The organism is Pedobacter planticolens (assembly GCF_014172375.1).
Classification (GTDB): Bacteria; Bacteroidota; Bacteroidia; order Sphingobacteriales; family Sphingobacteriaceae; genus Pedobacter; species Pedobacter planticolens.
The window spans coordinates 692,714-712,174 of record NZ_WNXD01000002.1; the positions used below are offsets into that span (position 1 = coordinate 692,714).

Genomic DNA, 19,461 nt, shown 5'->3' on the forward strand with positions numbered 1-19,461 from the left:
CTGCATCCAAGTTTACAATGTTATTCTAGTGATTGCTGTCTCACCAAATGAAATCCGCAACTAGCTTTTCAAATCATTATAAGTTTAAACATGGAATTATTCTAAGCTTCCATACCTTTTATGTTATTATAAATAGTAGACTTCCTTTCGGCTGTTCTTAGCAATTGGGTCGTAAAATTAGGCTAAAAAATTAACCGTTGGGACGGACTTAGTTCGGGGTTAGGTCGGACTTGGTTCGGGCTTGTGACAATTCAACCCGAACCAACTGCGACTGAAGCCCGAAATAACCTTGAGCCAATAATTAAACTGTTACGAATGTGATATTATTCTTTCTCAGAACCATTAGCATCTCATATTAGATGTTGCGACTTCTTTCTGTATTTCCGTATTTGCAGGTATCTCACCGACAGATATAAATACTTTTTACGATTTATAATCCTAAATAATTGTACATCCCCGAGTTCTCTAAACCTTATTGTAATGGAAATACTTTTTTGTTTTCCGTTACCTACCCTTACTGTCACGCTGAGTTTATCGAAGCGCTATTACAGTAGAAATCCTTCGACTAGCTCAGGATGACAGCCGCCGAAAAACAAAAAGATTGAAACGAAAAACGGGGCTAACTTTGATAGTTGCCCCGCTTTTGTTCCAAAGGGATTCCTTTGGAGCTTTTCTAAAAAGAAAAATTTATAATGCTTTTTTGTAACGTTCTGCTACTGCATCCCAATTTACTACATTCCAAATTGCAGCTAAATATGCAGGGCGCATGTTTTGATATTTCAAATAATAAGCGTGTTCCCAAACATCAACTCCGAAAATTGGAGTGCCTTTTACCTCAGCGATATCCATTAATGGATTATCTTGATTTGGAGTAGAAGAAATTACCAGTTTTTTATCTGCGCCTACCGAAAGCCAAGCCCAACCAGAACCAAAACGAGTTGCACCAGCATCCTGAATCTTAGTTTTAAAATCAGCGAAAGAACCAAAAGCATCATTAATTGCTTTAGCTAAATCGCCAGTTGGCTCACCGCCTTTATTTGGACCTAAAACTGTCCAGAATAATGAGTGATTAAAATGACCACCGCCATTATTACGAACTGCAGCAGGAAATTTTGAAATGTTTTTTATGATATCGTCGATGCTCGAATTAGCTTCAGGCTTGCCTTCTAAAGCTTTATTTAAGTTAGTAACGTAAGCTTGGTGATGTTTACCATGGTGTATTTCCATAGTTAATTTATCAATATGCGGTTCTAATGCGTCGGTTGCGTATGCTAACGCAGGTAATTCAAAAGCCATAATATTTATTATTTAAGTTTAAAAATGTTAATGTACAAATATAACTCACAAAGGTTAAGTTTTATTCAATTGTTTGTCAACTTTCTTTACGTTTTTGCTGAAAAAATGTGCTCATTAAAGCCCCACATTCCTGGGCTAAAACACCCCCTTTTAAAACAGTTTTTGGATGTAAAAGGTTTTGATTAATCTTGGTAAAACCGCGTTTGTCTTCATGTGCACCAAAAACTATTCTACTAATTTGCGTCCAATAACTAGCGCCAGCACACATTACACATGGCTCAACGGTTACGTATAACGTGCAATCTTTTAAATACTTGCCTCCTAAAGTTTGTGCTGCGGCTGTAAAAGCTTGCATTTCTGCATGTGCTGTAACATCATTTAATTGTTCTGTTAAATTATGTCCACGCCCAATAATTTTACCTTGACAAACTACTAGTGCCCCGATCGGGATTTCATCTTTATCAAATGCCTTTTTTGCTTCGTTTAAGGCTAAACGCATAAAATGTTCATCAGCAACTGCTGGATTTTCGTTTTCTTCGAAATTATAAAAAGTCATTTTATATTAGTTTGCTGCCGTTTGGCACTTTTTTATCGAGTGAGGTTAACACAATATCGCCATTGGCATCTGCTAAACCAGTGACTAAAAACTCACTCATAAATTTACCAATCTGTTTTTTAGGGAAATTAATTACGCCAACGATTTGTTTGCCAACCAACTCTTCTTTTGTGTAATGTTTGGTGATTTGTGCACTGCTCATTCTAATTCCAAATTCACCAAAATCTACTTTTACTTTATAGGCAGGTTTTCGAGCTTCCGGAAAATCAAAAACTTCAAGTATGGTTCCTGCTCGTAGTTCTACTTTTTCAAAATCGCTCCAGGTTATTTCTTCCATTTGGTAAAAATACAATTTATATGTAATTCTATTAGGGCTAATGGTCATTAGTTCATGGCTATTGTCTATAAACCATCAACCCAAAACTATTTTATTACCTTTGCAACATGGTAGAAATCAAGCTAAAAAAAGGGAAAGAAAAAGCAGTTTTGCAACGTCATCCATGGGTGTTTTCTGGGGCATTAGAAAAAATCAAAGGAACTCCTGAAAATGGAGATGTTGTTAAAGTTTGCAGTGCGAATAATGATTTTTTAGCATATGGTTATTACAATGATCAATCTCGGGTTGCTGTTCGTCTGTTAGAATGGGATGAAAATCAAGTTATTGATGAAGCTTGGTACGGACAGAAAATTAATAAAGCGATAGAATCGAGAGCGCATCTCTTAAAAAATAAAGACACCAATGCCTATCGTTTAATTTTTAGCGAAGCTGATTTTTTACCGGGTTTAATTGTAGATAAATATGCGGATTTTCTTTCTGTACAAATTTTAAGTACAGGTATTGAAAAGGCAAAGCCGATAATTATTGATGTCTTAGTAAAGGCTTTACAACCCAAAGGGATTTTCGATCGTAGTGATGCAACCGCTCGTACACACGAAGGAATTACAGCAGAAAATGGTTTGCTTTGGGGTGAAGCTCCCGCAGCTTTCATCGCTGTTAAGGAAAATGGGATTACCTATCATATTAATATTGCCGAGGGGCAGAAATCTGGATTTTATTGCGACCAACGCGATAATCGTTTATTATTAGCCGAATATGCTGATGGCAAAAATGTACTAGATTGTTTTAGTTATAGTGGTGGTTTTAGCTTAAATGCATTCAAAAAAGGTGCAAAACAGGTAACGAGCGTAGATAGTTCTGCCTTAGCGATTGAAACGTTGAAACAGAATATTGAACTGAATAAATTCGATTCGAAAAACCATACTGCTATACAAGCTGATGTAAATAAACAGTTGCGAGCTTTTAAAGAAGAAGGAAAGAAATTTGATATTGTGATTTTGGATCCGCCCAAATATGCACCATCTCGTTCTGCATTGGATAGAGCTGCTCGTGCTTACAAGGACCTTAATCGTTTGGGTTTATTGTTATTGGAAAGCGGTGGTTTATTGGCTACTTTTTCTTGTTCTGGCGCTGTAGATATTGAAACTTTTAAGCAAATTATTGCTTGGGCTGCCTTAGATGCTGGCAAAGAAGTACAAGTGATTAAACAATTCTCGCAACCAGAAGATCATCCTGTACGTTTATCTTTCCCTGAGGGAGAATATTTGAAGGGTTTATTGGTTAGGGTTTTGTAAAATGGAAACATTAAGAAGTTAAGACAAATTAAGCTTAAATTTTCTTAACTTCTTAATGTTAAAAACACCTATAATTCTTCTGAGTTTTCTGGTAATTTATCATATTCTCCTGCTAAGGCGTATTTACCAAAAATAACCAACCCAATTGCTATCGGAATAAAGATTAACAAGATAATTCCCCATTGCAATGCGGTGTTGGTTTGCGCAATTCCTGCTTCAGCCTTGCTTACTTTATCCCAAGCTTGAAAAGCCATAAAAATCATTGCTGCTGGACCTAGAATAATCCAGAAAACGCCTAATATTTTTTTAATAGATTTCATATGCTTAATCGTTAACGTTTTCGTCTCTTTTGTTTGATAAATAAACTGCTCCAATTATAAAACTTAGTGTGGCAATCCCGATAGGATACCATAAACCAGAAAGTGGCGTAGAACCTGCAAAACTGGCAATTAATGTGGCGATAAATGGAACTAAACCGCCAAAAACTCCGTTACCAACATGGTAAGGCAAGGACATTGAAGTGTACCTAATTTTTGTTGGGAATAGCTCTACCAAAAATGCAGCAATTGGCCCATAAACCATCGTAACTAATAAAATTTGGAAGAAAACTAGACCTACAAAAAGCCAAAATGTTGATGTTGGTAATACTTTGTCTTTATATATTTCTTTGGAGTGGCCGATAGCTTTAGCTGAATCTGAATACACAGTATCAACCAATACTTTATTAAATGAAGCACCATTAACAAGACTTATTTTTGAACTTGTTGTAATTAAACTATCTCCCTTATCATGTAATGCTAATCTTGTAATTATTGGCGCATCTTCTTGTAAAATTGATGAGGTATTCCAAGTAGTTACATCGCTCTTGTCTAAAAACAGTTGATAAATTGGTCGATAAAAAACAATCCCCAACAACATTCCTGTCAGCATAATCCATTTTCTACCTACTTTATCACTCCATGCTCCAAATACAACAAAAAATGGCGTCGCAAAAGCAATTCCCCAAAGCAAAATATATCGCGAATCGTTAAAATCAATTTTACAGGTGTTTTCTATAAAGGATTGTGCATAAAACTGCCCTGTATACCAAATTACACCTTGGCCCATTGTTGCGCCAAATAAGGCTAACAGCACCATTTTAAAGTTTCCTTTTTTACTAAAACTTTCTTTTAACGGATTTTTAGAGATGTTCCCTTCGGTTTTAAGCTTAGTGAACATTGGCGATTCGTGCATCTTTAAGCGGATGTAAATTGAAACGCCAACCAATAAAATGGAAAGTAAAAATGGGATTCTCCAGCCCCAATCTGCAAATGCTTCAGCACCGATTAAGTTTTTAGAAAGCACTATAATTCCTAAGGAGAGGAACAAGCCCAAAGTTGCTGTAGTTTGAATCCAGCTGGTAAAAAACCCACGTTTACCTTTCGGTGCATGTTCTGCTACGTAAGTTGCAGCGCCACCATATTCGCCGCCTAATGCTAAACCTTGCACTAAACGTAAAATTAACACCAAAATTGGCGCAGCATAGCCGATGCTTGAATACGACGGGATAAGTCCGATTAAAAATGTGGAGCCACCCATTAACACCAGAGTTAATAGAAACGTATATTTTCTACCAATTAAATCACCTAGGCGGCCAAAAACTAAAGCACCAAATGGGCGGACGATAAAGCCTGCTGCAAAAATAGCAAGCGTATTAATTAAGGCTGAAGCTCCTGCATCTGCAGGGAAAAGTTGGGCGCCAATGATACTGGCTAAACTGCCGAAAATGTAAAAATCGTACCATTCAATTAATGTGCCTAATGAAGATGCGCCGATTACTTTGAAAATGCTATTTGGTTTAGTTGTTGAGCTCATACACCTTAAAACTAAGGCTTTAAAAATCAAATTGCAAGTACTTATAGAAAAGGAACAAAGATTAAGGACTAGATACTTAATCTTTATTCATTGATCTTTATATAAACTGCCCGCCAGATACTTCTAATCTTTGTGCGTTTACCCAACGTCCCTCTTCAGAACATAGAAATGCAACCACACCCCCAATATCATCTGGCAAGCCCACTCTTCCAAGTGCAGTGTTTGAAGCAATTACAGCATTTAATTGTTCATTGTCCCGAACAACACCACCACCAAAATCTGTTTCAATTGCTCCTGGCGCCACAACGTTTGCAGCAATGCCTCTTGACCCTAATTCTTTTGCTAAATATTTGGTGAATATTTCAATTGCGCCTTTCATAGCAGCATAAGCGCTATATCCTGGTAAGGCAAAACGAGTTAAACCTGTTGCTAAATTTATTATTCTTCCGCCATCGGCGATGATTGGCAAAGATTTTTGAGTTAAAAAGTAAACTCCTTTGAATTGAATATTGTTTAACAAATCAAAATCTTCTTCCGTAGTTTCTGTAAAGTTTTTATGAATTCCTATTCCGGCATTGTTGATTAAGAAATCGAATTTATCTCTTCCCCATTTTTCAGATAAAGTGGCTTTTACCTGGGCGATAAAACCATCGAATGATTTCACATTTCCTGCATCGAATTGAAGAGCAACAGCTTTTTGCCCTAATGTTGCTATCGAAGAAACAACTTCATCAGCCTCTGCTTGTTTACTGTTATACGTTAAAATAACATCGATACCTTTTTTGGCAAGAGCCAAAGCCATATTTTTTCCTAGTCCGCGGCTACCACCGGTTACTAGAGCTATTTTTTGTGTTTGCATTTGCTATATGTTTAAATTACAATGCAAATATCTGTTAAAAAGGCGCTTAAAAAATGGTGCTAGTTTCCGAATTAATGGTGTTAGTTTCCGATTCTATAATTTGCTTTCGGTATTGTTTGGGCGTTATCCCTTCAAACGACTTAAAAAACTTAGTGAAGTTTGTGGGTTCGTTAAACGTTAACTTGTAACTAATTTCTGCTATCGACATTGGCGTTTCACTCAACATTTTGCGAGCTTCATCCATTGTTCTTTCTTCTGCAAAATGGCATGGCGAATGACCAGTCGTTAATTTAATCGTATTACTGAAATGCGTGGGATGGATAAACAAAAGAGCTGCAAAATCCTTAATGTGATACATCTTGTCAACCTTTCCCGCCATAATTTCTCCCATATGTTTTTCTAACAGCTCAAAAAATTTAGCTGTTATTTCATCTTTACGGGTAAGTATCTTATGCGGGATTGCCATTAAGCTAAAATACTAAAGTAAACCTATTGTTAAATTGTTTGATTGTCAAATTGTTTTCTACTTTGACAAACCTTTTATACACCCAGATATTGGTTTGTAAAAGTTTAAATAGAATTAACTTTTACAAATTACGGGCAACAAAGCTAGAAATTTGTCAAAGTAGAGACTTACTGTTCATCTCTAAAGTAAACTTTGTAATAATTCATCGAACGATCATCATCAAAGCCTTTTTCTATTAAATCTTTATTGCCATGAATGTAGATATGGAAGTTCTTATCAAGTTTTAAGATGTTTTTATACGTTTTCGCTTGTTTCTTAACTGCTGCATCAGAAATATCAAAGTTATCTGCAATAGGGCTATCAAATTCTTCTTCGTAATTTTTCTTGTAGCTTTTAAAAGATTCGATCCCTTCTTTATTTGCAATAACTTCATTTGCAAATTCATCAATATCAAAGGTTTCTTTTTCCTTAAAATATTTCATTGATTTATTCAGCAAATCGATTTTATCTGTTCTAGATACTTCAAAATTTTCATCTAGTTTTTCGGTTACAAAACTTTTGTACACCCCCAAAACATTCTGTGTTTGACTATAATTATCGTTACGAACTTTAAGTTTTAAGAATTCGTCTTTCCAATAAACAGCTTCCGCACTGCGATTAGTTTGATCTATTACAGCAACTTTATAGCCTTCTGCTGCATCAGTATTAAATATTAAACAACCTTTATCCAGTTTATTAATGTTAATGGCTTCTTGCTCGTATTTTAAGCCAAAGCCTCCTTGTTCTGGGTAAACTGTTAAATAACTTTCTTTAGTTTCTGATTTGAAAATACCAATGGCATCATGTAAATCTCCTTCTATTTGAACATTCTCAAAATAGGCTACATATAATTCTCCAGACTTTATTTTTGGGTGATTAGATATTTCGAATAAATAAGTGGCTAGCTTTTTAGTATTATCATGGAAAACTGCTCCGTTTGCGAAAATTTCTGCTGCAAAATGATAGACCTCATTTAAATTGAGATCGTTATTTGGATGCATGAAACGATAAATCTCGTTTACCTTTTCATACGGAGATAAAAAATATTGCAACAACAATTGCTTTAACATTTCATCTTCCAAATGCATAGATTGATCTGAAAGCACATAAAATTCGTCTTGGAGTTTATTCCCAATTCTGTGTATAGAAAGTTCTGCTAATGTTGCTTCGGAGAAAGTGATCATATTTTTAGATTGAGGCGTAAGGTAAAGAAGTTTAACGCAAAGGACACAAAGTTATTCTTCCACAACTTTGCGAAATTCTCTTCGTGTCCTTTAGTTAAGAAAAAACTTACTTGTTTTTATCGTTTATAGTTGGCTCGTTAAGTTCTACTACTCGGTTTTTTTGTTGACGTTTTCTGAAAACCATATTTAAAACTTCCACACCGACAGAGAATGCCATACCAAAATAGATGTAGTTTTTTAGGTGCATTTCGTGTGCCGCAGCAGCATCCCAACCTTCAATAATTAAACTTAAACCAATCATTACTAAAAATGATAAAGCCAGCATTTTTAAAGTAGGGTGTTTGTGTATAAAACCAGCTATTTTTGGACTAAATGTAAACATGATAATCATGGCAATTACTACTGCGATAATCATGACTTCTAAGTGTTTTGCAGTTCCACCAGCGGTGATGATACTATCAAAAGAGAAAACTGCATCTATTAACATAATTTGAAAAATAGCTGCGCCAAATGCTAATGGCTTTTTATTTTCTTGATTTGTACTTGGATCTTCACCTTCTAATTTATGGTGAATTTCCATTACCGATTTGTACAATAAGAACAAACCTCCAAATAGCATTACTAAACTTGCTAAATCGAAACCTTTGCCAAACCAACTTTCTGGTATGATGTAATTTCCTTTTTGCTGTAATAACCAACTTAAGCCAAATAACATTAAACAACGAGAAATGATACCAGTTATCATCCAAATTAGGCGTGCTCGCTTTTGAGATGCAACATTTACTCGATTTAAAATAATACTTACAAATATTACATTATCTATTCCTAAAACGATTTCTAAAAGTGTTAGGGTAAAAAGCGAAATCCACGCTTCGGGACTGGTAAGTAATTCCATAGTTAATTTTATCTGGCACGAATATAAAAAAAGCCCGTCGATTTACATCAACAGGCTTCGGTATTATTTGTTTGGTTTGTTTATTTGAAAGTTACCGACTCATATTCTGTTTTAACACTGACACGAGCGGTTCCGCCTTTACCAATTTGGCCGCTATAACTTTTTGATGAACTATAACTTCTATCATCACCCTGTTTTTTGGCAGTTACATTAGATCCGTATTTAAAGCCACCATAACTTGTGTTAACTGTAAATTCTGCATTAAAAGCTGGCGAAAAACCTAAAATAACGGGAGAATAATCAGCGTCAACATTTAAAATCTTGCAGCCGTTTTCTACAGTGCCAATATCTAATTTGCCATACTCTACTTTACCAGTAAAAATGCCCCCTAATTTATCCAACTTAACATTTGAATATTCTGCAGTTAAATTTAAACTACCCGCATAACCAATGGTACATCCACTTCCGTATTGCTGTTTTATATTCGCGTTATTTTTAATGGTGCCAATATTTACTGAAGTGTATTGTGCATCAAGCTCCAAATCATTAATGCTAGCCACTGTTAAACCACCACCATATTCATGATTAATTCTCGCCTGATTTACATTTTTAAGATTGGCTTTTCCGTATTGAACATTTACATAATTATTAGTGTTTCTTAAATCTCCAGTAATTAAATTACCGTATTGTACTTTTAAAGATGTTGGACCAGAAAAATCGTCCATGGTAATGTTTCCATAACTTTGACCAGCCGTTAAAGCATTTGACGACGGCATATAAACTGTGTAATACACTTTAGCTTCCCTTCTCCAAACAGTTTTTCCATTTTTTACTCTTCTTCCCCAATCGCCATTTCGCTCACCAACATTTGTTCTATATGTAACTAAATCTCCGGTTTTAGTTGCAGTAATTGAAACATCGTCTAATAATTTTTGAGCATCTTCGTCTGTTTTTGCGTAGGCTTTAATGTCAACATCTACTTTAATCTCGTCTTTATCCCAAGTTTTAATAACGATGTTACCGTACTGGTTAGACAAGTTTATTTTATCGTTTTTATCTAAGCTAAATGATTTAGAAAATGTTTTAGCTTTCATCGGATCATCGCCCACTTCCTGAACGTTTACCGATGTTGTAACATTCACATCAGAATTTACATTAACACTGCTATTTGTAGTGTAAGATATATTTGATGATTTAGTAACTGAAACCGTTGGACTAGTGCTAACATTAACAGATACTGAAGGTTGTTGCTGTGCGTTTACTTGTATAGCGAGCAACAGCATGCCCGAAATACTTAGCGTTAATTTTTTCATATTGAATTCTCCTTTTTATATTGATTGACTTGATTGATAATCATTAATTGCTGTTTTAAAATCTGCAATTGCATTTCGCGATTTCTAACCATCGCTTTTACGATTAATAATTGATTTGGACTTTCAGGTAATTCAACTTTTAAACGCTCATAATCTGCATCTAAATTTTTCAGATCGTTGGTAAACTTTTTATATAATTCAGGATTTGCTGTGGCATAAATTGCTAAACTATCTCTCTTCTCTTCAATTTGGTTTACAAAGCGTACTTCTTTTTGCCCAAATTCTGGGCTGATATCCGCAACATTAATTCCTGTGGTTGCTTGTGTATAGTTATAGGTAAAATAAATGCCCAAACTAATTACCAACATAGCAGCAATGCTGAGCCATTTATATAACTCAATTTTTTTTTTCGGTTCTTGTTTTTTGTCCAGCTCTGCTGCAATTTTTTCCCACAATTTGTCAGATGGACCTCTTACTTCAAACTCCTTCTTATTGTCTTTTACAAACCCCTCTAATTTATTGTTCATCTTACTACTCCTTTCATTTCTAATAAACTATTCAACTTTCTTTTTGCCCGCATGTATTGAGAGCGTGATGTATTTTCTGTTATTTTTAATATATGTGCTATCTCCTCGTGATCGTATCCTTCAAACAAATAAAGTGTTAAAACAACTCTATATCCATCTGGTAATTCGGTCATTGCCGCTTTAATCGCTTCAACTTTCAGCGTTGTTTCTTCGTAATCTGTACTTGGTTCATCTGCAACTTCTACCTCATCAATACTTACAAATTCCGCTTTCCTTTTTCTCAAGTAATTTATCGCTCTGTTAATTACGATTTGCTTTAGCCATAAGCCAAAAGTTGTTTCCTGCCTAAAATCCGCAATGCGATTAAATGCATCCAAAAATGCTTCTTGCAAAACGTCTTCAGCCTCGGCATCGTCATTTACTATGCGCACCGCCACATTGTACATCGCATTAGCATACAATTTGTAAATTTCAAATTGCGCTTTACGACTACCATTTCGGCACTCATTTACCAGCTCTACGTGCTTATCTATGTATACAGTTTCCAAATTCTAAACGTTCATGTTAATAGACAGGGTAATTTTAAAAACGTTGCATCAAGGTAGAAAAATTTTTTACAATAGGCTTGAAAAGCAATTGCAGTAGCTTTTTTGAACCATCAGCCCCGCTATACTTTCTGCCATGAAAAATGGCATTCATCCTATCGGGTTTAGAAAATAAAGGTTTGTGCAAGTAATGAAAAAGAACCGATAAGCTTACCAATATAACATCACTTATCTTTTGTGGTTTATAACAACTTTAATGTTTTTGTTTTCAAAAAGAAAACCTATCTTTGCCAAATGAATGTGATAGCTAAAGGAACTATCTTATATTATATTGAAAAATTCCACAAAGCTAAAACGCCATTACTAGCTTGGCATAAAGAATTTGAAAAACATAAGTTTACAAATTTTAACCAACTTAAATCTGTCTACAAAAACGCAAGTTTAGTAGCACAAAACAGGGTTGTTTTTAATATAAAGGGTAACGATTACAGATTAGTTATTTCAATAAATTTTTCAAAACAATTGGCATATGTAATTTGGTTTGGCAATCATTCTGAATATGATAAAATTAACGTAGAAACTATTTCTTTTGATATTAACATAGCATTAAGCAACAAATTATGACCATCACAAAAATTCTAAAAACAGAATCTGATTATAAAGAAGCACTTGCTCGTACAATCGAAATTTTCCATGCTGAACAAAATTCACCAGAATCTGATGAATTGGATTTACTTTTGTTGTTGGTTAATGATTATGAAACTAAAAACATAAAATTACCAGAACTAAACCCGATAGAAGTAATCAAATTTAAAATGGAAGAGCAAGGAATTAAATCTAAAGACTTAGAACCAATTATCGGTTCAAAAGGTCATGTTTCTTCAATTCTATCGGGACGCAGAGAGTTAACATTAAAAATGGCACAAAAACTAGTAAGCTTTTTTAACTTGCCAGCTGATGTTTTTTTGCACGCATAATAAATTAATAATATACAAATACGATATAAAACCATGTTAAGAACAACTACTTGCGGTGCTTTAACACTGCAAAATTTAGGCGAAAATGTAACACTATGCGGCTGGATGCAGAATTCTAGAGATTTAGGCGGGATGACTTTTATAGATATCCGCGATCGTTACGGTATAACCCAATTGGTTTTTAATATGAATGATAATGCAGATTTATGCGCTGGCGCTCGTAGCCTTGGTCGCGAATTTGTAATTAAAGTTAGCGGAACCGTTGTAGAACGTTCAAATAAAAATAAAGAAATCCCAACTGGCGAAATCGAAATAAAAGTTACTGCATTAGAAATATTAAACGCAGCAAAATTACCCCCATTTCTTATCGAAGATAAAACTGATGGTGGTGATGATTTACGTATGAAATACCGTTACCTAGATTTACGTCGTAACCCGATTAGAAACAATATGATTTTACGTCATAGAATGGCTCAATCTGTTCGTCGTTATTTAGATGCTTTAGATTTTATTGAAGTAGAAACTCCTGTTTTAATTAAATCTACGCCAGAAGGCGCAAGAGATTTCGTTGTGCCAAGCAGAATGAATGCTGGTGAGTTTTACGCTTTGCCGCAATCGCCACAAACGTTTAAACAATTGTTAATGGTTTCTGGTTTCGACCGCTATTTTCAGATTGTAAAATGTTTTAGAGATGAAGATTTAAGAGCAGATAGACAACCTGAATTTACACAGATTGACTGCGAAATGTCTTTCATCGAGCAAGAAGATATTTTAAATACGTTCGAAGGTTTAATTCGTACGTTGTTTAAAGAAGTTCGTAATTACGATTTACCAGAAGTGCCTCGTATGCAATATGCAGATGCGATGCGTTTTTATGGTTCTGATAAACCAGATACTCGTTTTGATATGAAATTTATCGAGATGAATAACATTGTTAAAGGCAAAGATTTCCCTGTTTTTGACAATGCAGAATTGGTAATTGCCATTAATGCAAAAGGTTGCGCACATTACACACGTAAGCAATTAGATGAATTAACAGACTTTATTAAAAAACCACAAATCGGCGGAACTGGTTTAATTTATTTACGTCATAACGAAGATGGTTCTTTAAAATCGTCCGTTGATAAATTTTATAACGAAGACGAATTAGCGAAATGGTCGGTGGCTTGCCAAACCGAACCAGGCGATTTAGTTTTGGTAATGGCTGGTGGAACTGATAAAGTTCGCAAACAATTAAGCGAACTGCGTTTAGAAATGGGTTCTCGTTTAGGTTTGCGTGATAAAGATAAATTCTCTGCACTTTGGGTTTTAGATTTTCCTCTTTTAGAATGGGATGAAGAAACAGAACGTTACCATGCGATGCACCATCCATTTACTTCTCCTAAACCAGAAGATATTGCCATGTTAGATACAGATCCTAAAAATGTTCGTGCTAACGCTTATGATATGGTGGTAAACGGAACTGAAATTGGTGGTGGTTCTATTCGTATTCATGATAGAGCTTTGCAAGCTTTAATGTTTAAACATTTAGGTTTTAGCACTGAGGAAGCTCAAAAACAATTTGGTTTCTTAATGGATGCGTTTGAATTTGGAGCACCTCCACATGGCGGTATTGCTTTCGGTTTTGATAGATTGTGTTCAATTTTTGCAGGCTTAGATTCAATTAGAGATGTAATCGCATTCCCTAAAAATAATTCGGGAAGAGATGTAATGATTGATAGTCCTAGTACAATTGATGACAAACAATTGAAAGAATTGAAGATAAAGACGGATCTATAGTTCAATAACTCATTGGTTCATTAGTATCATTGGGCTGGGGACAGAATAAAAAAGGTCTTAGCAAATTGCTAAGACCTTTTTTATTTAATATACATTTAGTTCAGAATCCAAACTAATGAACGACTGAACCAATGAACTAATAGGTTTCACTATCCGGCGGGATGCCGTAATCTACAAATGCTACTTCTTTCTCTTTTTTCTTTTTACCACTAAAAAATGATTTAGCGATATTAAAAATTCCAGATAAATTTTCTGCATCTAAAGACTTACCGACTTTGCCAGAAACCAATGCTCCAAGTGCTTTTGTAATCAACCCAGACCCTCTAAAAAGAGTACTGTTTAACAACATCGGCAATGCTACCGACATAATTTTACTGGTGATATTTGTATTTTCATCCAATTTTAAAAGACCACTCGGAGTAGCATATTTTTTAATCAAACCTCCTAATGTAAATTGCTTAATATAGGTTTTAGCATCCTGATTAAGCATTACACCTCTATGTTTATAATCTGCTTTTAAACGATGAACCTCATTTTGTAGTTCTTCTAAAGTTCTTATGTTATTATTTCTCTTCATCGTCGTCGTCTTTATCGGCCACTTTATCAAAGTATTTTCTGATAAACAAGCTTACCAAATATCTCTCTATAAACTTATCCTTAGCGAAATAGAAGATGATGGCAAGCAAAAGATAAATAGCTGCAACACATCCAAAACCTCGGGTATGACTACCTAAAACATCAGAAAGATAAAGGGCAAGGGTAAACGTGCCAAACAGAAAAGCTAGGATAAAACAAATTATTACAGCTCCGTTAGTAATTAAATCTGCAAATATTTTTGATCCTTTTTCTACTGCCGATAAACGAGTATATTCAATTCTTGTATCAATATATTCTTTAGCATCAAAAAATAGATCTTCAATATCTTTTTCCTTATTTTCTTCCATTATATGTTTTTGTAATTAAATAGCTCAAACGTTTTCAACTTCCGAAGAATATTCATCTTCTACATCGCGAAGTTTGCTTTTAATAGAGCTTACTACTTTGTCTTTTAAACTATTTAGATTGTTAATTTCATCTGCTGCTTTATCTTTAATCGAATCGCCAAAATCTTTTAACGATTGACCTAATTTATCGCGAGTTTCGCTTCCTTTTTCTGGAGCAAACAATAAACCTAATGCTGCACCCGCAGCTAAACCAGCTAATAGCCCTATTAATACTTTCGAATTATCATTCATGATCTTTTAATTTTAATGTTTAACAATTATTATTTCAAATATAGCATTGCTGATGTTATGCTATTGTTAATCTTATTTTATAACTCATCATGTTCATGAATTGTTTTAATTCTTTCCAATCTTTCTGACGCCATTGAACTGGTTTCATAGATTTTTATGAGCAAGAAAAAATAAGATAATAACAACGGTCCGAACACCAGCCCTAATATACCAAATAAAGGAATACCAATAACTACGCCAATTACAGTAATTATTGGATGAATATTTCCAACTTTTTTTGCAATCATAAATCTGAGCACATTATCTATGTTGATAATCACCACAAATCCGAAAATTATCATCGCCCAGCCAGCAAAATTATTTCCATCTGCCAATTGCAATAATGCGGCGGGTACAAATATTACTGGTGGGCCTAAAACTGGAACAAGAGAAATAAAGGAGGTTACTACACCCCAAAAAAGTGGGTCTTTGTAGCCTAAAACATAAAATGATAAACTGACTAACGAACCTTGCACAATGGCTATAAATCCCTGTCCGACTACATTTGCATACGTTGTATTTCGCATTTCTTCGGCAAAACGGTACGCATTTTGTTCTCTAAACGGAGCGTATTTTACTAATGCTTTTTCAAAAGCTTCTCGTTCTACGAGCATAAAATAAAGCAAAAAATACATCAGTAATAATCCAAGTACAATATTAAATACACCTGAAATTAAGGATGGAAATAAACCTGTTGCCCAGCTTCCAATGCTTTTCAGTCCATCTTCTATAATTTTCTCTACATTTCCATTAACAGGTAATAAGTGTTGAATTTTATACAGTAAATTCTTGAAATAAATTTGATCGTTATTTAGCTCAGTAATTTTATTAATAACCATGCTACTTAGTGCATAAAATGGAAGCACAAGAACAATTATAGAGATAAACAATAGCAATATTGCAGTAAACCTACGATTCCAATTTTTCACCTCAGTTAAGTAAATATAACTTGGACGCAAAATAGTGTATAAGACAAGCGTACTTAACAAAGAACCGAAAATCCCCATTAGGGAATATGCTATTAAACACCCCAATGCTATGATAATAACAAGGTTGATATAGTTGCGCTGTTTATAGGTAAATAGAGACATACGGAGCTTTTAGATATATATTAATAATACACAAAAGCCTTCAAATTGTTTTAGTCAGTTTTGTTTTATTTAAGAGCTTAAAAACTGATTATTCATTATCTGAATCTATTGCTTTCATTTTATTATAAAGCGTTTTGCGATCTATGTTTAAAATTTTTGCAGCTTTAGTTTTATTAAAATTCACCTCTCTCAGTACGTTCAAAATAGCTTCGTACTCAGCTTCTAGTGCAGCTTCTTTTAAGTTTCTAGGTTTACTCAAAATAGGTGTTCTTATAATAGAATTACCGACTGCATTTTCTACTGAAGCTGCTTTTGCATAAGTAGAAATTTCTAGTGGCAATGCTTTTAATTGAATTTCTTGTGTTTCAGTAGATAAAGTAGCTCGCCTCACCACATTTTTAAGTTCGCGAACATTCCCTGGCCAATTATAAGTTAAAAAACACTCTTCAACTTCTGCAGAAAAACCTTGTATATTCCTATTTAATTCTTGATTAGCCAGCACTAAAAACGTATGCGCAAATACCATAATATCTCGCCCTCTTTGACTTATCGGCGGTAAATGGATCGAAAATTCATTAAATCTGTGGTATAAATCTTCTCTAAACCTGCCTTTTTGAATAGATTCTCCTAAGTTTTCATTGGTTGCAACAATAATCCTCACATCTAAATCAATTTCTTTAGTGCTACCAATCCGTTTAATCTTTCTTTCTTGTACTGTTCTTAATAAAGCTGCCTGAATATCATACGATAAATTTCCAACCTCATCTAAAAATAATGTGCCGCCATTTGCCATTTCAAAATGACCAATTTTAGTGTATAAGGCTCCTGTAAAAGATCCTTTTTCGTGCCCAAAAAATTCACTTCCTGCTAATTCTTTGGTTAAAGAACCACAATCCATTGCAATAAATGGTTTGTCTTTTCTAGGGCTATTTAAATGGATAGTTTTAGCAACAGATTCCTTCCCTGTACCACTTTCGCCTGTTAAAATTACACTGTAAGATGTTGGCGCAACCAGCATAATTTGCTTCATTAATTCTCTAGAAGCGCTACTTTGTCCAACTACAAATTCGCCAGTTTCTGCTTGAATCTGTTTAGATGCCTTATCCTTTTTATTTTCAGCGGTTTCAGATTCTGAATTATTTTCATTTAGAGCAATTTGAGTTTCAATTGCTTTATTAATGGTGTTTAAAATCTCATCCGGATAAAGCGGTTTCGTAATATAATCGTATGCACCTAATTTAATTAGTTCAACTGCTAGTTTAATATCAGAATAACCAGTAATAATAATTACACCAGTACTTGGGTAACTTTCTTTAATTTTAATTAGCATTTCTTTTCCGTCGGTATCCTCCAAACGGTAGTCACATAAAACCAAGTCAAAACTTTGTTTCGAAAGGTAATCCATAGCAGAACTACCACTTGTAGTCGTTTCAACACTAAATGAATTTCTCGTTAAAAATTTTGATAACAATAATCCTATATTAACCTCATCATCAACTATTAATATTTTCTTCATACTTTCTATAAGTGGCTGGCAAATAATAGCTAAATATAAGAAATATTTGATATGGGAAATATTTTCTACACTATTTTTTCATGAAAATCATGCAAATTTTGTTAAAATAAAAAAGCATCAAAGAGTTTTGATGCTTTTAAAGAAATTATTTTCGTCTTAGTTAAAAATCATAACCTAGTCTTAAACCCATAAATCCACCACCCTCCAGACCTTCATATCTTACACCAATATCAAACCCACCAAAACGTGCACCAATAGATGGAGCATATGTAAAGCTTGAGCTGCTTACAAAACCATAGTTCGGAGTTGTACCACTAAAACTTTTAACAGTATAGGTTTTAGCGATGGTCATTCCTGCTTCGGCCATGCCATAAAAATTTTTTGAAAACATATAACGACCGCCCAATTTAATAGGAATAAAGATGGAAGCTTTGGTGTTAGCGGTTGCATTACTCAAACTTTTAGGAAAAAAAGCTATCCCTCCAGAAGTAAGTGTAGCATCAAAATTTTCGGCAACACCTTGACTAAATCTTAAGGTTAATCCAGCTCCTGCGTCATACGCTTTTAATCCGCCCGAAGGTAATGCCCCCTCCAAGCCAATACCAAATCTAAAGCCATTTACGCCTCCTTTTGAGTCTTGTGCTTTTAAATTTACATTAACTAGCAACATTGCGCCAGCTAATAAAGTGAGTGCTAATTTTTTCATGTTTGTTGGTTTTTAAGTTTATTATTTGTTTAAACAAATATTGCAACAAACACTACTCAATAAAATACCCTCGCACTGGTATATTTAACTACCCAACAGTACGCATAAAAACAAAACCCATTGATAATCAAACATCAACGGCTTTAAAAATTCTTATTTTGTGAATTTACTCCCCTTTAAAAACTGCTTTCCTTTTCTCTAAAAATGCGCCTACTCCTTCTTTAAAATCTTCAGTCTGAAAACATTTTGCAAATTCTTCAATCTCTATGTCAAAGCCATTTACATTATTTTTTAAGGATGAATTAACTGCCTTTATCGCACTTGCTATTGCTAATGGCGCTCTCTGTTTTATTTTATTTAAGATTTCTTCAGCTTTGCTTATCAGTTCTGCTTGTGGTACAACTTCATTTACCAAACCAATTCTGTATGCTTTTTCCGCAGTAATCATATCGGCAGTAGTAATCATTTCTATCGCTCTACCTTTGCCAACCAATTGTGTTAACCGTTGAGTGCCGCCGTAGCCTGGTATCAAACCTAATGTTACTTCTGGTAAACCTAGTTTTGCGTTTTCACTCGCAATGCGAATGTGACAAGCCATCGCCAATTCCAATCCTCCGCCAAGGGCGAAACCATTTATAGCGGCAACAACAGGTTTCGGACAATTTTCTATCGCATCAAAAACATTTGTTTGACCAACTTTCGCTAATTCTTTTCCTTCGGCTAAACTATAGTTTTGAAATTCAGAAATATCAGCACCAGCTACAAAAGCTTTTTCTCCAGCACCAGTAAGTAGCACGCCGCGAATTTCATCGCTCTGTGTAGCAAACTTAATTGCGTGTGCCAGTTCTGTTAACACTTCTTTATTTAATGCATTAAGTTTTTGCTCTCTATTTATGGTGATGTAAAAGATATTTTCTTTTACTTCTGCTATAATTTGCTGATAAACCATTTC

The 19,461-nt window shown here is 34.5% G+C and carries 23 protein-coding genes; 4 read left to right on the forward strand and 19 right to left on the reverse strand.

Features of this window, described 5'->3' with window-relative positions:
* Positions 1–687 precede the first annotated feature (687 nt).
* From GM921_RS11675 to GM921_RS11685, 3 genes are all read right to left on the reverse strand, one after another.
* The gene (locus GM921_RS11675) at positions 688–1,296 is read right to left on the reverse strand and encodes a superoxide dismutase (RefSeq protein WP_202985657.1); all 609 of its coding nucleotides are present in this window, start codon (positions 1,294–1,296) and stop codon (positions 688–690) included.
* A gap of 76 nt (positions 1,297–1,372) precedes the next feature.
* Positions 1,373–1,852 carry a nucleoside deaminase gene (locus GM921_RS11680; protein ID WP_182922815.1) on the reverse strand — a complete coding sequence of 160 codons (480 nt, stop codon included), beginning with the start codon at positions 1,850–1,852 and terminating at the stop codon, positions 1,373–1,375.
* 1 nt (position 1,853) lies between these two features.
* Entirely contained in the window at positions 1,854–2,189 is a 336-nt protein-coding gene (locus tag GM921_RS11685) for a tRNA-binding protein (protein ID WP_182922816.1), read from the reverse strand.
* A 107-nt stretch (positions 2,190–2,296) separates the two neighbouring features.
* Here GM921_RS11685 and GM921_RS11690 point away from each other — a divergent pair, with 107 nt between their 5' ends.
* Positions 2,297–3,484, forward strand: a complete 1,188-nt coding sequence (locus GM921_RS11690; protein WP_182922817.1) for a class I SAM-dependent rRNA methyltransferase — start codon at positions 2,297–2,299, stop codon at positions 3,482–3,484.
* Between the two features lie 68 nt (positions 3,485–3,552).
* Here GM921_RS11690 and GM921_RS11695 read toward each other — a convergent pair whose 3' ends face one another.
* The 9 genes from GM921_RS11695 to GM921_RS11735 all read right to left on the reverse strand — a co-directional run bounded on the left by GM921_RS11695 (position 3,553) and on the right by GM921_RS11735 (position 11,169).
* Positions 3,553–3,804, reverse strand: coding sequence for a DUF6814 family protein (locus tag GM921_RS11695; protein ID WP_182922818.1), 252 nt, complete (start codon positions 3,802–3,804; stop codon positions 3,553–3,555).
* A gap of 4 nt (positions 3,805–3,808) precedes the next feature.
* Positions 3,809–5,338 carry an MFS transporter gene (locus GM921_RS11700; RefSeq protein WP_182922819.1) on the reverse strand — a complete coding sequence of 510 codons (1,530 nt, stop codon included), beginning with the start codon at positions 5,336–5,338 and terminating at the stop codon, positions 3,809–3,811.
* 97 nt (positions 5,339–5,435) lie between these two features.
* Positions 5,436–6,197: an SDR family NAD(P)-dependent oxidoreductase gene (locus GM921_RS11705; protein WP_182922820.1), complete on the reverse strand. Its 762-nt coding sequence runs from the start codon at positions 6,195–6,197 to the stop codon at positions 5,436–5,438.
* Positions 6,198–6,243: 46 nt separating this feature from the next.
* Positions 6,244–6,663, reverse strand: coding sequence for a helix-turn-helix domain-containing protein (locus GM921_RS11710; protein WP_182922821.1), 420 nt, complete (start codon positions 6,661–6,663; stop codon positions 6,244–6,246).
* 167 nt (positions 6,664–6,830) lie between these two features.
* Positions 6,831–7,886: a nucleoid-associated protein gene (locus tag GM921_RS11715; protein WP_182922822.1), complete on the reverse strand. Its 1,056-nt coding sequence runs from the start codon at positions 7,884–7,886 to the stop codon at positions 6,831–6,833.
* 106 nt (positions 7,887–7,992) lie between these two features.
* On the reverse strand, positions 7,993–8,781 hold the full coding sequence (locus tag GM921_RS11720; RefSeq protein WP_182922823.1) for a TerC family protein: 789 nt from the start codon (positions 8,779–8,781) through the stop codon (positions 7,993–7,995).
* Positions 8,782–8,861: 80 nt separating this feature from the next.
* Positions 8,862–10,094 carry a hypothetical protein gene (locus GM921_RS11725; protein ID WP_182922824.1) on the reverse strand — a complete coding sequence of 411 codons (1,233 nt, stop codon included), beginning with the start codon at positions 10,092–10,094 and terminating at the stop codon, positions 8,862–8,864.
* A complete protein-coding gene (locus tag GM921_RS11730) occupies positions 10,091–10,621 on the reverse strand; it encodes a hypothetical protein (protein ID WP_182922825.1) in 531 nt (176 codons plus the stop codon). Before GM921_RS11730 ends, GM921_RS11725 begins: the two co-directional genes overlap by 4 nt.
* Positions 10,618–11,169 carry an RNA polymerase sigma factor gene (locus GM921_RS11735; RefSeq protein ID WP_182922826.1) on the reverse strand — a complete coding sequence of 184 codons (552 nt, stop codon included), beginning with the start codon at positions 11,167–11,169 and terminating at the stop codon, positions 10,618–10,620. Before GM921_RS11735 ends, GM921_RS11730 begins: the two co-directional genes overlap by 4 nt.
* Before the next feature lie 291 nt (positions 11,170–11,460).
* On the opposite strand from GM921_RS11735, the gene GM921_RS11740 reads away from it, so the two are divergent.
* The 3 genes from GM921_RS11740 to aspS are packed head-to-tail and all read left to right on the forward strand — an operon-like array spanning position 11,461 to position 13,922.
* Complete coding sequence (locus GM921_RS11740; protein WP_182922827.1) at positions 11,461–11,790, forward strand: type II toxin-antitoxin system HigB family toxin; 330 nt, start codon at positions 11,461–11,463, stop codon at positions 11,788–11,790.
* Positions 11,787–12,143: a helix-turn-helix domain-containing protein gene (locus tag GM921_RS11745; protein WP_182922828.1), complete on the forward strand. Its 357-nt coding sequence runs from the start codon at positions 11,787–11,789 to the stop codon at positions 12,141–12,143. The genes GM921_RS11740 and GM921_RS11745 overlap by 4 nt, the downstream gene beginning before the upstream one ends.
* A gap of 33 nt (positions 12,144–12,176) precedes the next feature.
* Positions 12,177–13,922 carry an aspartate--tRNA ligase gene (gene aspS, locus GM921_RS11750; protein ID WP_182922829.1) on the forward strand — a complete coding sequence of 582 codons (1,746 nt, stop codon included), beginning with the start codon at positions 12,177–12,179 and terminating at the stop codon, positions 13,920–13,922.
* Positions 13,923–14,058: 136 nt separating this feature from the next.
* Here the strand turns inward: aspS and GM921_RS11755 are convergent, their stop codons facing one another.
* The 7 genes from GM921_RS11755 to GM921_RS11785 all read right to left on the reverse strand — a co-directional run bounded on the left by GM921_RS11755 (position 14,059) and on the right by GM921_RS11785 (position 19,458).
* On the reverse strand, positions 14,059–14,499 hold the full coding sequence (locus GM921_RS11755) for a hypothetical protein (protein WP_182922830.1): 441 nt from the start codon (positions 14,497–14,499) through the stop codon (positions 14,059–14,061).
* Positions 14,486–14,866 (reverse strand): phage holin family protein, encoded by a 381-nt coding sequence (locus GM921_RS11760; protein WP_182922831.1) that lies wholly within the window; start codon positions 14,864–14,866, stop codon positions 14,486–14,488. Before GM921_RS11760 ends, GM921_RS11755 begins: the two co-directional genes overlap by 14 nt.
* A 24-nt stretch (positions 14,867–14,890) precedes the next feature.
* Positions 14,891–15,157 (reverse strand): YtxH domain-containing protein, encoded by a 267-nt coding sequence (locus tag GM921_RS11765; protein WP_182922832.1) that lies wholly within the window; start codon positions 15,155–15,157, stop codon positions 14,891–14,893.
* A gap of 77 nt (positions 15,158–15,234) precedes the next feature.
* Positions 15,235–16,287 carry an AI-2E family transporter gene (locus tag GM921_RS11770; RefSeq protein WP_182922833.1) on the reverse strand — a complete coding sequence of 351 codons (1,053 nt, stop codon included), beginning with the start codon at positions 16,285–16,287 and terminating at the stop codon, positions 15,235–15,237.
* Between the two features lie 88 nt (positions 16,288–16,375).
* Entirely contained in the window at positions 16,376–17,803 is a 1,428-nt protein-coding gene (locus GM921_RS11775; RefSeq protein ID WP_182922834.1) for a sigma-54-dependent transcriptional regulator, read from the reverse strand.
* Between the two features lie 160 nt (positions 17,804–17,963).
* Complete coding sequence (locus GM921_RS11780; protein WP_182922835.1) at positions 17,964–18,509, reverse strand: hypothetical protein; 546 nt, start codon at positions 18,507–18,509, stop codon at positions 17,964–17,966.
* 166 nt (positions 18,510–18,675) lie between these two features.
* The gene (locus GM921_RS11785) at positions 18,676–19,458 is read right to left on the reverse strand and encodes an enoyl-CoA hydratase/isomerase family protein (RefSeq protein WP_182922836.1); all 783 of its coding nucleotides are present in this window, start codon (positions 19,456–19,458) and stop codon (positions 18,676–18,678) included.
* Positions 19,459–19,461 lie beyond the last annotated feature (3 nt).